This window comes from Allopusillimonas ginsengisoli (assembly GCF_004153455.1).
Classification (GTDB): Bacteria; Pseudomonadota; Gammaproteobacteria; order Burkholderiales; family Burkholderiaceae_B; genus Allopusillimonas; species Allopusillimonas ginsengisoli.
The window spans coordinates 40,096-55,322 of the sequence record NZ_SDQE01000002.1 but is presented as its reverse complement, the minus strand read 5'-3'; the positions used below and the strand labels follow the sequence as shown (position 1 = coordinate 55,322).

Below are 15,227 nucleotides of genomic sequence, written 5' to 3'. Positions count from 1 at the left end.
TCAATCAGCGCCGCGATAGCGCTTATAGGGAAGCACGTTCCAGATGCGTTCCTGAAGTTTGTCATGGGCGATAGAGGCCGGCACATCGTCAAGCAGTTGAATTGCAGACGCCAACTCACGTTCCACTTCGGCCTTGTCCTGATACATGAATTCGTCTGAGGCTTGATCAGGAGATTGTTGCAGCTTTTCTTCCAGATCGCTGATAATCCGTTCCTGCTGTTGCCGCAAATCAACCCGTGCCTCTTCCAGCCAGCGCGGATGCAGGTTGCGGTTGTGGTCCACGACTGAGCTGTATTCCGCGTATATGCCTGTATAGATATCGTTGGCATGGGTGCGTGCATCGTGGTTGGCAATCTCCAGATCACGGACTGTCAGATCCTCGGGCGAAAGCGGCTCTTTGCGCGGTGCGCCACCCAATCGGGTGTACTTGGTGTAGAAAGGGAACAAGCTCTGAATTACTTTGCCCACTGGCAACGTCCCCTGTCCGTCTTCCTCTGAAATGCCTTTGGGCTGTATGCCTTGCATACCAGCCAGGGCAGATTCTGGGCGGACGACCTCCTTGGGCGGCATTATGCCGTGGCGCAGCATCTCACGTATTCCCGTTCCCGAAATGTTCAGGCGATAACGCTCGTCGTGTGGACACGTTTCGATCGTGCTGTGGCTGGCGCATCGAGCACAGTAAAAAACTTCGTGGAACAGACGTATTTCAATGCCCATCTCTTGAGGGCTGAACTCATCAAATATGCTGTGACTGGCATATTTATCGTAAAAACTGCCTATGCCCGCGTGATCTCGCCCGATCAGGGCATGCGTGCAGCCGTAGTTCTTCATGATCAAGGCATGTAGTACGGTTTCGCGTGGGCCGGCAAAGATGTAGGTGACGCGTAGCGGAGATAGTATCGACCGCTCTTTGGGGTAATACGTCTCCAGCACACTGCGGTAGGCAAGCATGCGATACTCATGGCGTACATACTCGCGCTTGGCCATTTCCACCAAAGGCTGTAGCAGCAACCCATCGATGCCTTCCAGCGCATTACGGTGCATGTACTCATGACCGCGGTGCAAGGGATTGGCGCCTGTAATGAAACCTGCCACAGATTTAAACTTGCGCTCTTCGTAGAACAAGCGCCAAGTATCCTTAGGCTCGCGACGCAATTTTTCGAACGGACCCCAGTCCACGCGCTGCAGCAGGCTGAGCTTACCTCCCAACGACACATCTCCCATACGACGGTGGATGGCGTCCACGCCGGGATGATTACGATCCGTTGTGCCAAAGAGCTGTTGTGCCCGCGCTTGCTTGTCGTAATCGAAAATATCTTCAACGGCCAGGATCGCGATCGGCTCATTATGGTGATCCGTCAACGCGACTTCCGAGTCGACTGACAGGCCTTTGATGACTTCCTGGTTGCGTTCGCCGGTTGGGGCAAAGCTTAACGGTACGGGCCAGATCAATCCGTTGCTCAGGCGACCTGTATTCAGCACAGCGTTGTAGTCGGCTTCATTCATGAAGCCTTCGTTGGGCGACAAGACGCCCGTTGTGATCATTTCTATGGTGATGATGGCTTCGAGGTCCACGCGTATGCTGGGCATGGATCGTGCGCGTTCGATTTCTGCCTTCAGCTTGCCAGCAGGGACAACACGATTGACGAGAGTGCCGCCATGGGGCTGCTGTGGGCAGTGCTCAAAGGGCTGAGTAAACTCCATGAATCCTCCGAATAGGGTCAGTTTCTTATTAAGAACAGAAAACACACGGGCTTATTCTTATGAGGATCATTGTAGTGACCCTGCAGAACTTTGCTCGCGTGAACCCGGAGGTGTTCAGCAGTGTTCCTGCCAGAGCTATCTGAGCTGGCAAGGCAGTAGCGATAATTTGTGAAAAAGCGTTGGAAAGCTACTTTTTACTCAGCCGCCTCTTCCGAGTCGGCTTATTACGCCCTGCCACGCCTTCCTTCTCGGCCAGCGCACGAACCACAACAGAACAGGTGGCCATTAGATGGTCGAGCAAAGTACGCACCGCAGTGTCGGCATCGCGCCTCAACGCGGCATCCATAATCTGTCGATGTTCTTCGTGCACTTCGGGCTTGCGCGACTTCAACCTGGCCAGATTGCGATAGCGCTCAGCCTGGTCAAACAAATTCTCTGAGATCGCGATGGTCCGGCGACTTCCACACGCTGCGATTAACGCGGTGTGGAAGCGGCGGTGCGGATCGGCCCAATCTTGATTCACCACGGTGGATTCTGGGTCTTTATATCTCGGTACTTCGCCTAAACGGTAAAAGCTGAGAACAACTTCGTTTTCCCATTCGCGCCCCCCGTTTTCAATGGACTTCCGTAAGGCGCCTTCGTAGAGCCAGCAGCGTGTTTGCGTAAGGTCGATGACGTCTTCCTGACTGATCTCGCATACGAAGAAACCACGTTGATCATGTTGCGTAACCAGACCTTCTGCGGAAAGCCTGTTCAACGCTTCTCGCAAGGGAATCATGCCGGCGCCGTAGATCCCGGCCAGACTGGCTAATGTCAGTTTGGATCCCGGCCCGAGTGTTCCCAACAGAATGTCTGAACGGAGGCGGTGATAGAGAAGACTGGCAACGGTCATTTGCGGCGCAGCTTCGGCGAGAGTGGGCAAAGTGGAATGCATCGGCTTAACAATATATATGTTCTTGAATCTTAGAGCGCTTTGCGTTCATGGATGCCATATTAGACTCCGGCACAGATAATCGCAGGGCAAAGTGTTGTTTGTTGTCAAAATATATACTAAACTGGGACAAAATAACAAATAGTATATATTTTAACAAGGAGGAGACCCTAATGGCTATCAGCAATCTTGCCCGTAGCTTGGCGGTCGCATTGGCGTTGACTGCGCCCATGTTTGGACACGCCGCAGTGCAGTACCCCTCACAACCCATAAAAATGATCGTGCCTTTCCCGGCCGGAGGTCAGGGCATCGATATGGTGTCGCGTACGATTTCTAAACGGCTAAGTGAGATCACTGGCCAGTCGGCCGTTGTCGACAACCGACCGGGTGCCGGCACAATAATCGGCTCCAGCATGGTGGCAAAAGCGCCAAACGATGGCTATACCCTGCTGGTGATGGCGAACAGCTTTACCGTAAACCCCAGCATTCAGTCCGATCTTCCTTATGACACGCGGGCAGATTTCGCACCGGTTGCATTGCTCACCATAACGCCCCATGTACTCGTAGCACGGAAGGCGTTGCCCGTAAATGAATTGAAAAGTCTGATCGAGCTAGGCAAGGAAAAGCCCGGATCGATAACTTATGCCTCAATCGGCAATGGAACTTCTCCCCATCTGGCTGGAGAAATGCTGAAAAAACTAGCTGGCGTCAATTTCGTTCATGTGCCGTACAAGGGAACGCCGCTGGCCATTACAGCGTTGCTTGGCGAGCATGTCGATCTGCTGTTCGGAAATCTCCCTGATGTTCTGCCCTACATACAGGATGGCAGGTTGAAGCCAATAGCAATATCCGCCACCCAAAGGCACGCAAGCATGCCAGACGTTCCAACCATGGGCGAGGCTGGATTCCCCGAGTTCGAATCCAATTCATGGTATGGAATCGTCGCCCCGGCAGGTACATCACCTGAGGTAATTGGGCAACTCAATACGCTTCTGGTGCAGATACTTTCTGAAAAACCAATTCGCGACTCGTTTGCCGAACGCGGCCTGGATGTGATCGCAAGTACGCCAGAAGAATTCCAGGCATGGCTGAATAAGGAAATCGACAAGTACGCTCAGGTCATTAAGGACTCAGGCGCACATATAGATTAGTGGTCAGTAAAGTGGAGATCCCATGTTTTTTTGTGTATTCGAGCTTTTCGGTCGCCCTAAACTGGGCGGTTGCCTGGATCCTGATAAGGACCGCATCGTTAATCTGACGGAAGCCTGGCCAGCCAATCTGGCGCCTGCACCGACTGACCTTCTCGATCTGATAAAGCGTGGCGATGAAGGATTGGACGTTGTCGCACGTCTTTTGGACTCGGTCGAGCCTACTATGCAGGCGTCCACGCTTAAGATACTTCCGCCAATACAGCGACCGCCCAAGAATATATTTTGTGTTGGGCGCAATTACAGGCAACATATCATCGAGGGAAACGTTGCGAGAGGCATCGAGCCGAATACCTTTCCCGAACACATCGAGTTCTTCACGAAAGCGCCCACGACCATTACCGGGCATGGCGCTGATATTCCATCGCATAGTGGCATAACAGCCCAACTGGACTACGAGGCCGAACTGGCGATCGTCATCGGTGCCACGGGTAGTAATCTCGCACCCGACGCCGCCCTTGATCTTGTTTTTGGCTACACGATCGTCAACGACATCACTGCCAGAGACCTGCAACGGCGGCACGGCCAATGGTTCAAAGGGAAAACGCTGGATGGTACATGCCCGATTGGGCCATGGGTGGTGCATAAGTCGGTCTTGGCGAATGTCAACAACTTGAGCATAAGCCTCAAGGTCAATGGCGAGGTTCGACAAAGCGATAACACTGGTTCGTTGATTTTCGATATCCCCACTATTGTCGAGCAGCTGTCAAAAGGCCTTACCTTGGAGCCAGGTGACATTATTGCAACCGGGACTCCGTCTGGTGTCGGCTACGCAATGACTCCACCACACTTTCTTGGCGACGGTGACCTTGTCACTGTCGAAATCGAAGGAATCGGTCGCTTGGAAAACACTGTCCGTACCAAGCTGAACACTTAATTTTTCAAAGGAATGATGCAATGGAAAAGAAGATCATACGTAGTCCACTCGTGCCAGAGACCGGAGGCCCGTTCAACCTTGCCGTTACGTATGGCGGAATGATCTATATTTCAGGCTTACCTCCATTCGAAGAAGGTTTCTGCGCCGAGCTGCGTGAAGCCCGAAAGCTGGGTAAGCCGTTGCCCAAGATGCCGGACCTGGACATGGAAACCCAAACACACATCGTGATGAAACACCTGAAGGCGCTGCTTGAAGCGGGAGGCTCCAATATGGATTGCCTGTTGAAAGTGGTAGTGTGGCTTAAGGATCAAAGCAAAATGGGACCCTTTGACGATATCTACCGTAGCTATTTCAGCAACGATGAAGCATTGCCGACCAGAACCCGTATTCAGGCCGGGCGTACGCCATTCGACTGCGCGCTGGAGATCGATGCTATTGGTTATATACCGTCGCAGCAGTAGGTGACTGAAGACTGGCGCCCTGCGTCCTTGAGGCGAGGGGCACGCTGCTGGCGTACGAACATAAGCGACAACAGGCACGGCGTACCGCGCCTGTTTTGTCGCGCGATATTTTGATTAATCGTTATTGCTGTCGAGCCGTGTGGGCTGAGGTTGGGGCTGATATTCCCTACGTTGACCGCGATGCGCCAGATACATTGCCGCCGCAAGAAGCTGTATGCCAATGACTGTCGCAAAGAATGTGGTTTGCATAGCGTTTGGCGTTACAGCGGTTTGGCTGAGTATCAAGCCGAAGACTGCGGGTGCAAAAGCGTAGGTTCCTTGGCCAATGGCTACGATGAGCGCCACAACGCGGGCTACATTTTCCGGGGCGAAATCCGATTGAGCAACAAGCGGTGGGATAGACGTTGCGTTGCCTATCCCCGAGCCGAAAAGTATGACACCTATGGTAATGAGCCATACGTTGTGCCCGCCCGAGAGTAGCAATATTGCTGACCCGACGGCCTGAACGACATAGCCGGCTGCCGCAACGACGCGTCGATTGCCATATCGTTGAACCGCTTGAGCGGCTATGGATCGACCAACAATGGCGCATGCGGTGCCCAACCCCATGAGCCAACCCATGCGCTGTGCGCCGATCGCGGGCGAGAAAAGGTTAAAAAGATGAGCCAGCAAACCAATCTGTGCAAACAGGCCGATAGCCATGCCGGCGGATAACGTAATGAATGCTCCGTTACGCCAAAGCGCGAAACCCGGCAGTGTGTTGGCGTCTTTAGGCTGTGAGCGTTGAATTGCGCTTGTATTCGGAGGTTGGCCATCAAGAGCTTGCCCCACGCTTTCGGGCGTCTTGATAAAAACGTAACGCGTGAGCAACAGCACTGCGCAGATGACGATCATGCCTACCGTGCTCGCAGCGCCTACAAACCCTAATCCGCCAATCAACGCGACCCACAAAGGCGAGAAGATCACACCACCGACACTGGCGCCGTTGTATGCCTTGCTTAAGGCAGCGGGCCGGTTTTTGTTGTACCAGGCCGCAACAATTGTATTGATCGCTACAGCACCCATCGTTACCCATCCGGCCCCGGTCATTATTGCGGCTAAGAACAGTTGCCAGGGCATTTGAACGATCGCCCAGCCGACCACCCCGACCGCAGTGAATATGGCACCGCCCACCGTTGTTGCGGGTAAGCCAATCCGCGCATAAAGGCGCGGCAGATTTGCGACCACTAAGGCCCCAACGAGAAAATGCAACGTTACTGCTGCCGAGATCAGGCTCAGCGGCCAGTTTGTTCGTTGTGCCACCTCTGCCAGGTAGATTGGCGGCCCATAGAAGCCTATTCCCCAACCCAAGACGGCCAAAACGAATGCGGCGCGGACAACCCAAACGCCAAAGAATTTTGATGCAAGGCAGGATTGAGCAGTTTTCATGGAGTGCGTATTCCGGAGCCGGACGAGCGGCGACTGGGTGTTGAAGGGGGGGATGACGATTTATATTGTGTCTATAGCAAAAACAAGGTGCTACGGTGTAGACCGTACCGTGACACGCTTCGCTGTTGTTAGAATTGAAATAAGCTCCAGGAGGCCCCATGGTCAGTATCTCTTCTTTTGCGCAAACTGCATCATTGATGGGTGATCTTGCCCGTGCTGGCATGGTGTTGGCGTTGATGGACGGGCGTGCGCTCACCGCATCGGAGCTTGCCCGTGTCGCCGGTATTGCACCGCAAACTGCTAGCGGGCATCTCAGCCGCTTGGTCGATGCCGGCTTAGTTGTTAGAGAGGTGCAAGGGCGGCATCGCTATCATCGTTTGGCCTCTCCCGCAGTTGCCCACATGATTGAAAGCATCATGTCTTTGTCTGGGGGGGAAGACACCCCGCACGTGCCGCCGAGAAGTCCTGCACTCGTCACAGGGCCTCGTGATAAGGCGTTGCGTTATGCGCGCACTTGCTATGACCACTTGGCAGGTCAGTTAGCGGTGCAGATTACTGACAGTCTGATCGAATCAGGCCGCATTGAACTTTCCAGCGACGGTGGCGCATTGACCGACGAGGGCGACAGCTTCTTGCGCGCGCTGGGGGTAGACCTGGAGGCAGCTCGCCGCCGCTCATCGAATAAGGGAACAAGGCGCGTTTTTTGTCGCCCGTGCCTGGATTGGAGTGAACGTCGGCCTCATATTGGCGGTGCTTTGGGTGCTGCACTGTGCCAATGCTATTTCGACAAGGGCTGGATGCGACGTGCCGCGGGCGGTCGGGTCGTGACGATCACGCCAAACGGTCGGCAAGCGATTCAGGAGTTTTTTTCGACGAAGTGAGGTGACACGAAAGCACTGGTTCGGCGACAGCCTTCAGCATATGGTGGGTGGCGTGGCTATCTGAGCTGCGAACGCAAATCGAATGATAGTCCGGGTGTCTGCAATTATTCCGGCTAGCGCGCTGGAAACACCGGCTCGCAACGCACCTCCGTCTTAATCGAGTTGGCAATAAAGCACTCCTCATGGGCCTCATGATGCATATGATTGATTTCATCAGGGCTGGGCAGGTGATCGCCCGAAAACTGTACCTCCGGCCTTAGCGTGATCAAAGACACCGCCATTTTTCCCTGGGTATTTTTTTCCATTACGCCCGTTGCCGAATCAAAATAACGGTCGACGCAGAACTTTCTTTTTCGTGCGATGGAAAGAAACCAAAGCATGTGGCAGCTCGAAACGGAGGAAACAAAAGCCTCTTCCGGATCAACCGCCGAAGGGTCCGACATTGGGGCTGGTACGACAAAAGGAGACGAAGAGCCTGGTACCTCGATCCCGCCGTCGAATCTTAGTAGATGCTTTCTGCTGTACCTGTTGCTCAGGAAGTCTTGTTCACCGCGAACCCAAAGTACCTCTGCAGCGTGCTGAGCCATTTGATTACTCTCAATTATTAAGGTTTCTGCCCGAGCCGATAAAGGCGCCAGCCTCAGAAGAAGCAAGTAATCGGATGGCTTCCAGCCTGGATTCGGCCAACAGCCATCAAGTGCTGGTGGCATCAGGCAATTTTGCGATGACCTTGATCTCGAAGTCAAATCCATAAAGCCAGGTTACGCCAACAGCAGTTAAGGTTGGGTGGGGTGCATTTCCCCAATATTCCGGGACAATTTCCCAGATGGCCTCGAATTTTGATTCGGGATCAACCATAAAAACAGTGACGTCAATCACGTCATCGAAGGAACCGCCTGCCTCCACAAGAATCGCATTCAGATTATCAAAGGCCTGTCGAACTTGTGCTGCCAAATCAGGCTCGGGTGAGCCATCCTCTCGGCTGCCTACTTGTCCTGAAACGAATAAAAAGCCATTGGATCGGATTGCCGGGGAATAGCGATTCCGTTCATAGAGGGCACGACGCCCTTTTGGAAAAACAACATCACGATTTTGCATTACTACCTCCATTAACGAATCGGGTTGGATCCGGTATTGATCGTGACGTGACTATAAGAGGGCTCGCTTTGCAGATAAATAGGTAAATCGCTTCAATACTGTTTGTAAAATACAAACAATGGCCAGGGGCTGGGAATAGAGATGGATCGCAATCGATGTTATGCCAGCTGGCCTCAGCTCACCAAAGCGGGCAGGGGCGAGTGTGGGAGGTAGGCGGGCTTATCGGGGCGACGATACGTCTCTACCTATGCCATGGCCATAGACCATACGGCCGCCCAGCCAGCCACCCAGGGCCAAAGCGAGGAAGCCCGCCGCGTCGAGCAGCAATGACAGCTTATCGGGAGCGAGGGGTTGCAGATGATCCAATCGCAATAGCAGGCGGGCAGTAAACAGGATAAATGCGATGATCATGATGCTCATGTGCAGATAGGTGTCGCGCAGCGGGACGCCTTCAGGCACGCGCTGCAGCTCCAACAGCCCAGCCAGCATGGCCACGATCGCCATCACGCACCCCACCGCCAGCAGCCCGCCCGACCATCGCCACGCGGCTTCACCCAGCCGTAGACTGGCGAAATCGGCAATGACGGCCAGTGACCAACAGGCAATCGGGAAGTGAACGAGGGCGGGATGCAGTGGATGACGCATGGCGTTAGATCACCACACTGAGCAAGGTCAGAAAACCGATGATGGCTACGGCAGCGTGTATGATGACGACGGCTTTGGGTGGCAGTTGCTTGCGCAAATGGAAAGAGGCAAGAAAGAAGCCACCCAGGGCTGCAATCAATAAAATAATGAAACCGGTCAACACTTGCTGGGTCGTTGAACCCTGCACCAGCATCACAATGAGCAGGATCAGGCCGATGGCGCCAAGCAGCGCATGAATCAACGATAGTGCCCAAGGCGCAAACTTGCCGCGCAGCACATGCGAGGCAAGAATCAGACCGCCGATGGCAGCAATGGCAAAAATAAAAAGGACGTAGTTGAGCATTTCCATGGTCTCCTCGCGATGACTCGGTTTATCGGTGAGCGGTCCTGCTCTCCGGAATAAACATTAGATGCTCTGAGCGCCCGGGGCGTTTCAGTATGGTTGGGTTCAGGGTTACGCTTTACTAGCGTTGTGGGCGCGCCGCGCGGTGCGGCGCCAGGCAGATACGGCTTGACAGTCTCATAAACTCGTATAAGACTTCAGCCGTGGGAGGGTGTGTGGACGGAGCGTCGCATCTTGAAGAAATGGTTCTCTCCCGTAAGCGCAGGGGACATTCAGAAATTTCTAAATATCGCTTGAAGATAGCGTTTCGAGATCCAACGGTTGTCGTTGGCATTTTGGCAGCGCTGTTGTTTTCTTACCTGATCGTTGCCCCTATTGTCTCCCTTCTTGCGGATGCATTTCAGGTTCAGTTTGCCGATGCATCGCGTTTAGGGCAGAGCGTCGGATCGCTAACGTTCTATAACTTGGGCCGGGTGTTCAGGTCCATCGTTGCGCCAGATATTCTCTGGCTTCCGCTGGTCCACACGCTCAGTGTCGCTTTTGGGGCGATGGCTATCGCCCTCATCGTCGGGGCCGTCATGGCCTGGTTTATCAGCCGAACCGATATCATGGGTCGAAAGTGGTTCGCCACAGCACTCATTGTTCCTTATATGCTGCCCTCATGGACGCTTGCGTTGGCATGGAGTTCGGTTTTTCTTAACCGCACCGTTGGCGGCCAGCCGGGCTGGTTGGAGTCGCTTGGCTTTGAGCCTCCGGATTGGCTCGCTTATGGCCAGTTCCCCATTACCATTGTCTTGGCGCTGCACTATACGCCTTTCGTTATTTTGCTTTTTGGCAATGCGCTGCGCTCTTTTGACGCACAGATGGAAGATGCCGGACGGATGCTGGGGGCGAGTCGGACAGTGATTGCCCGCCGCATTATCCTCCCATTGATGCGACCGTCACTCTTGTCGGCCATCACACTAATCTTTGCCAAATGTCTGGGCGACTTCGGCGTGGCCTATGTGCTCGGCGCACCGGTCAAGTATGACGTGCTAGCCACGTCGTTATTTCGAAGCGTCACGGCGCGACAAGGTGGTGAAGCGGCCGTGCTGGCAGGAGTCATTATCCTCATCGGCACAATTTCTGTGCTCATTGATGCGCGACTGGTCCGCGAAGCGCGTCGATTCGTGACCATTGGCACCAAGGGGGGAATGGACCGAACGCGCCGCCTCGGATCCTGGCGTTTGCCCATGACGGCTGTCGCCGGAATGGTATTTCTTATCAGCGTCGCGATCCCCCTGACAGTCCTGTTTCTTACCACAGTCATGCGAACCCCAGGTAAGTTTACGGTGGATAACTTCACCTGGGCGTACTGGGTCGGCCATGATCTTCCCACGACGGCGCTGCGTAATGGCATTCTGATCACCGCGGATTTTTGGCATGCCGCATGGAACTCGCTGTGGATGGTGGGTATTGCAGCGATATGTGCTGGCGTATTGGGTGTTCTGGTTGGATATGTGGTGGTGCGTTCACCCTTGAAGTCGATAGGCGCTTACCTGCGTTATGTGACGTTCCTACCTTATCTGGTTCCCGGGATCGCGTTTGCGGCGGCATGTTTGTCGATATTTGCTGTGCCTCATGGGCCCATCCCCGCGCTATATGGCACCGCGGCGATTCTGATCCTGGCCCTGATGGCGGACCAGATGCCGTTTGCGTCGCGCGCGGGGATATCCGCCATGATGCAACTAGGCAAGGATCCCGAGGAAGCAGCCCAGATTGCAGGGGCGGGGTGGTGGAAACGCCTGCTGAAAATTGTCATTCCCATTCAGAAGGGGCCGCTCGCTGCAGCCATTCTGTTGCCTTTCATATCAGGATTGAAAGGCTTGAGTCTTGTGATTATGTTGGCGACGCCAGGGACTGATCTACTGACGACGTATGCGATACGGCTTGTGGACTTTGGCTACAGCCAGGCTGCCAATGCCGTCGTACTCATGTTGTCGGCGATAGCGTTCTTTGGCACCTTATTTCTGCAAAAAGCGACGAAAACGAGCCTTGCGTCAGGGCTAGGAGGGTGATTGTGCCAAGAATTACGCTACGCGGGATCCAGAAGTACTACAGCGGGAGCGGCGCACCTGCGGTGATGGATCTGGATCTCGACATCGAGGATGGAGAATTTCTGTGCATTCTGGGGCCTTCTGGTTGCGGCAAAACCACCACGCTGAGAATGATCGCCGGATTGGAGCATCCCACATCCGGTGAGATACGGGTTGGCGACCAAGTGATCGATTCGGTAGAAAAGGGCATCTATGTGCCGCCCGAGAAGCGGAATATGGGCTTTGTGTTCCAAAGTTATGCACTATGGCCGCATTTAACTGTGCAAGACAATGTGGAGTTTGGGCTTGTGCTCCGCAATGTAGGCAGTGCAGCGCGAAAAGCCGCTGCAGATGAGGTTTTGGATAAACTGGGCATCGCCAAGTATCGTGATCGGTATCCGTCTGACTTGTCCGGTGGCCAACAGCAACGCGTAGCGCTGGCGCGGATGCTGGCGGTACAACCGAGCGTGATCCTTATGGACGAACCCCTATCGAACCTGGACGCGAAATTACGTCTTGAAATGCGGGCGGAGCTCAAAAGAATTCACCTCGAGACCAAGGCGACGATCCTGTTCGTAACGCATGATCAATGGGAAGCAATGACGCTGGCCAGTGTGATTGCCGTCATGAATGAAGGAACGCTTCAGCAGCTCGGCACTCCGGACGATATTTATAATCACCCGCGCAACAGGTTCGTGGCCGAGTTTGTGGGGAGCCCGCCCATCAACTTTGTCGAGTTTGCGGCGGCCGCAACCTCGGCGCTATCAGCGTCGGTGCGAAAGTATATGGATGACATGCGCCCAGGACATCGCGTGGGTTCGGTGGGTATCCGGCCCGAAAGTATCAGGCTCATGCCATCGGCGGGTACCGCGCCAGATACGGCATACTCGGGCCAGGCCATCGTAGCCAGCATTATGCCGACTGGCGGAAGTTGGATCGTGGAGCTGATCTGGGGCGAGCAAAAGCTGTTTGCGACGACCAATACGCCACCGGGTGTACAGTCACAGGATGAGGTGACACTTTGGGTTGCGCAGGGAGATTTGCATCTTTTCGACAATGAAGGAAAGAGGCTGCCGAACCTTGGTGCGCTGTCCGATTTACCGGTGGAAGTATTATAAAGAACAGAATATTGGCCATGCGCCATTAACGACATAAGACAGGAGATGACAGTGAGATACTCAACGCACGTTCACAGAAACAGCACAGGGTTTGTGGCGTCAATCTTGGCCGCTACCCTGGCGATCGCCGGATACGGGCTCCCTGTCCTCGCGGCGTCAAGCAGCACTGATGCGTCTGCTTCCAACGGCAGCACAGGGCTGGGCATTTCCGATTCGGATTACAGCCTGGATGCGCTGATTGAAGCCGCAAAAAAAGAAAACCCGATAACGGTAGTGGATGCAACCGGCAAGATCAAAGTGATGGCCGAGAATTTTTCAAAGAAATACGGCATCCAGACCACAGGTGAAAAAATGTCGGCCTCAAACCAGGCGGAAGTGCTGGTTCGGGAGGCGCAGGCACGTAATGTGAAGCGCGACGTCTTCAACATGAGCAACCTGCCCGACGTAACGGCACAGTTCCTGCCACAGGGCATCGCAGTCAGCTGGATGCCACCCGACTTGAAGGATCAGACCCCTCCGGTCTACCAGCACCCTGCGATTACCAGTCTGAATCCCTGGGTGTGGGTATACAACCCAGCCGTCTACGGCGACACTTGTCCTGTAAACAATATGTGGGCGCTTACCGACAAAAAGTGGAAGGGAAAGGTAAGTATTCCAGATCCGCTGCTTCGCAACGAAACCATGTTTTGGCTTAACCAAATTGCCGATAACGCAGATGACAAGATGAAGGCGGCATACGAGGACTATTTTGGCAAGCCCCTCGAAACAAAACAGCCGTCTGCCACAGCCGAATGGACTAAGCGTTTCGCAGAAAACAACATCAAGGTGCAGAAAAGTGATACGGATGTTGGCCCTATAGTAGGCGCCAGCACGTCCGAACACCCGGTTATCGGGTTTGTCAGCGCGGCAATTTTTACGCACGCGAAGAACGAAAACTTTCCGCTGGCCGTCTGCAAAGACATGACGCCCTGGATTGGGCAGCTAACACCTCGCGTGGCTGTTATTGCAGCTGGAACCAAGAGTCCGAATGCTGCCAAGCTTTTTGTGCACTATATGATGTCGGCCGAAGGTATGGAGCCGCAGATGGAAGACGGCAAGATATCGACAAACAGCAAAGCAGAAATGCCGAAGAGCGAGGCGTCTGGCGTGAGTAAACTGGTTGACAAGATGTATGTCAACAACTCAGACACCACGCAAGACGACTTCAAAAATCTTCAGTTCTGGCGCGACCTCTGGACGGTGAGCAGCCGCTGACTATTTGAGACTGGCGCAGGCGACATTGCCGGGCTATCTATCACCGATAGCCTGGCACGCGTTGCATAGGTGTTTCCAATCTCGTTAGCTCGGACGTAAGCCAGGACCTGACATCTGTCGTGGGGATGGAGCGGCTTTCGTTGTAAGTACGCGCTTTGTCCCACCACATTCCATCGCCCAGCGCAAAGGCTGACCGATACCGCGCCATGACGTTGTCCGGCTCCCGGGACAACGCAGTGCTCAGAAGTTCGGGTGTAAGCAGTTCTCGTTTGAACTTGCTGTGCGTCACGTCTTCAACGATATCTGCGAGTGTTCCATACGAAAGGGTATCGCTGGCAATGTAGACAATCTGATTTGCGATACGCGGCTGCTCCAGCACAATTTCGGTCGTGAGTTTTCCGATATCTTCGGGCGTGGTCACTGTAACCTTGGTTTCCCATGTGCCCAAGCCATGTACTGTTCTGGCGGTGAAGTCCACTACGCCGAACGCCGGCTCAAATAGAAAACTCGTGAACATGCCGGTGGAAACAATCACCCATTCGGTTCGGTTCTGAGACCTCAGCAGTGTCCTGACATCGTATTGTTCATCAAAGACCGGCTGGCCGCTGCCCTTTCCAACGATGTCGTAGTTCACACCAAACTGCCATGGGAAATATCTGTGAACATTGGCAGCTAGCGCGGCATGTGTCACTTTCATTTGAGTCCCCGGGCCTGCAACAAAACCCGTGCAATTAATGACGGTACGAAACTGCTTGAACACTGCAGCCAGCTCTTCGACAGAGCAAGTGGATAAGTCGAAGGGTAGTAACTCCACGCCCAATTCAAGCAGCTCGGCTGTCGACTGCTGATCCAGTGCGCTTGGCGATTCCAGGGATTTTGGCGCGACCAGAACGGTTAGCGGCGTTTGTGCCTTTTGGCGACGAGGCACCAGTTCCCGCAGTACGGCCATGCCTAGCTGGCCTGCCCCGAGCACGAGCATGTGTTCAATATCGACTTCGTTGTGGTGATGGTTCATGAACATATTTCCTTTGCGTTGTCTGTTTGCATTGATCGGATGGCGTTAGGCACACCCATCTATCCCATATTTCGGCATAATCATCGACACTGCCACGGATTCGTTTTTGCTCGTCGAAATCGCCAGGAAGTTGGATGTCGAGGCTGAAGTAGTCATAGAGATGTCTTTTAATCGCAATCCACTCATGCC

15 protein-coding genes are annotated in these 15,227 nt (G+C 54.0%); 7 read left to right on the top strand and 8 right to left on the bottom strand.

Annotation, left to right across the window (positions count from 1 at the left end):
• Together ERE07_RS05180 and ERE07_RS05175 are read right to left on the bottom strand one after the other, a co-directional pair.
• Complete coding sequence (locus ERE07_RS05180) at nt 1–1,704, bottom strand: sulfate adenylyltransferase (protein ID WP_130007762.1); 1,704 nt, start codon at nt 1,702–1,704, stop codon at nt 1–3.
• A 187-nt stretch (nt 1,705–1,891) separates the two neighbouring features.
• Nucleotides 1,892–2,638, bottom strand: coding sequence for a GntR family transcriptional regulator (locus ERE07_RS05175; RefSeq protein WP_130007761.1), 747 nt, complete (start codon nt 2,636–2,638; stop codon nt 1,892–1,894).
• A 170-nt stretch (nt 2,639–2,808) separates the two neighbouring features.
• Between ERE07_RS05175 and ERE07_RS05170 the strand changes: the two genes are divergently transcribed.
• Genes ERE07_RS05170 through ERE07_RS05160 form a run of 3 tightly spaced genes read left to right on the top strand, consistent with a single transcriptional unit; the run spans nt 2,809 to nt 5,181 of the window.
• The gene (locus ERE07_RS05170; protein WP_167670736.1) at nt 2,809–3,786 is read left to right on the top strand and encodes a Bug family tripartite tricarboxylate transporter substrate binding protein; all 978 of its coding nucleotides are present in this window, start codon (nt 2,809–2,811) and stop codon (nt 3,784–3,786) included.
• Between the two features lie 22 nt (nt 3,787–3,808).
• On the top strand, nt 3,809–4,720 hold the full coding sequence (locus ERE07_RS05165) for a fumarylacetoacetate hydrolase family protein (RefSeq protein WP_130007759.1): 912 nt from the start codon (nt 3,809–3,811) through the stop codon (nt 4,718–4,720).
• Nucleotides 4,721–4,740: 20 nt separating this feature from the next.
• The gene (locus ERE07_RS05160) at nt 4,741–5,181 is read left to right on the top strand and encodes a RidA family protein (RefSeq protein ID WP_130007758.1); all 441 of its coding nucleotides are present in this window, start codon (nt 4,741–4,743) and stop codon (nt 5,179–5,181) included.
• Nucleotides 5,182–5,295: 114 nt separating this feature from the next.
• On the opposite strand, the gene ERE07_RS05155 is transcribed toward ERE07_RS05160, so the two are convergent.
• Nucleotides 5,296–6,609: an MFS transporter gene (locus tag ERE07_RS05155; RefSeq protein WP_130007757.1), complete on the bottom strand. Its 1,314-nt coding sequence runs from the start codon at nt 6,607–6,609 to the stop codon at nt 5,296–5,298.
• A gap of 158 nt (nt 6,610–6,767) precedes the next feature.
• Here ERE07_RS05155 and ERE07_RS05150 point away from each other — a divergent pair, with 158 nt between their 5' ends.
• Complete coding sequence (locus tag ERE07_RS05150) at nt 6,768–7,490, top strand: ArsR/SmtB family transcription factor (RefSeq protein ID WP_130007756.1); 723 nt, start codon at nt 6,768–6,770, stop codon at nt 7,488–7,490.
• Between the two features lie 113 nt (nt 7,491–7,603).
• Here ERE07_RS05150 and ERE07_RS05145 read toward each other — a convergent pair whose 3' ends face one another.
• From ERE07_RS05145 to ERE07_RS05130, 4 genes are all read right to left on the bottom strand, one after another.
• Entirely contained in the window at nt 7,604–8,077 is a 474-nt protein-coding gene (locus tag ERE07_RS05145) for an OsmC family protein (RefSeq protein WP_130007755.1), read from the bottom strand.
• A gap of 106 nt (nt 8,078–8,183) precedes the next feature.
• A complete protein-coding gene (locus ERE07_RS05140; protein WP_130007754.1) occupies nt 8,184–8,588 on the bottom strand; it encodes a RidA family protein in 405 nt (134 codons plus the stop codon).
• A 219-nt stretch (nt 8,589–8,807) separates the two neighbouring features.
• Nucleotides 8,808–9,233 carry a DUF2231 domain-containing protein gene (locus ERE07_RS05135; RefSeq protein WP_130007753.1) on the bottom strand — a complete coding sequence of 142 codons (426 nt, stop codon included), beginning with the start codon at nt 9,231–9,233 and terminating at the stop codon, nt 8,808–8,810.
• A gap of 4 nt (nt 9,234–9,237) precedes the next feature.
• Nucleotides 9,238–9,576 (bottom strand): hypothetical protein, encoded by a 339-nt coding sequence (locus ERE07_RS05130; protein ID WP_130007752.1) that lies wholly within the window; start codon nt 9,574–9,576, stop codon nt 9,238–9,240.
• 293 nt (nt 9,577–9,869) lie between these two features.
• Between ERE07_RS05130 and ERE07_RS05125 the strand changes: the two genes are divergently transcribed.
• The 3 genes from ERE07_RS05125 (at nt 9,870) to ERE07_RS05115 (ending at nt 14,023) form a co-directional block, all read left to right on the top strand.
• The gene (locus ERE07_RS05125) at nt 9,870–11,633 is read left to right on the top strand and encodes an ABC transporter permease (protein ID WP_209021095.1); all 1,764 of its coding nucleotides are present in this window, start codon (nt 9,870–9,872) and stop codon (nt 11,631–11,633) included.
• A gap of 2 nt (nt 11,634–11,635) precedes the next feature.
• The gene (locus ERE07_RS05120) at nt 11,636–12,769 is read left to right on the top strand and encodes an ABC transporter ATP-binding protein (protein ID WP_130007751.1); all 1,134 of its coding nucleotides are present in this window, start codon (nt 11,636–11,638) and stop codon (nt 12,767–12,769) included.
• 105 nt (nt 12,770–12,874) lie between these two features.
• Nucleotides 12,875–14,023 (top strand): ABC transporter substrate-binding protein, encoded by a 1,149-nt coding sequence (locus ERE07_RS05115; protein WP_209021094.1) that lies wholly within the window; start codon nt 12,875–12,877, stop codon nt 14,021–14,023.
• 40 nt (nt 14,024–14,063) lie between these two features.
• Here the strand turns inward: ERE07_RS05115 and ERE07_RS05110 are convergent, their stop codons facing one another.
• On the bottom strand, nt 14,064–15,038 hold the full coding sequence (locus tag ERE07_RS05110) for an aromatic alcohol reductase (protein ID WP_130007749.1): 975 nt from the start codon (nt 15,036–15,038) through the stop codon (nt 14,064–14,066).
• Nucleotides 15,039–15,227 lie beyond the last annotated feature (189 nt).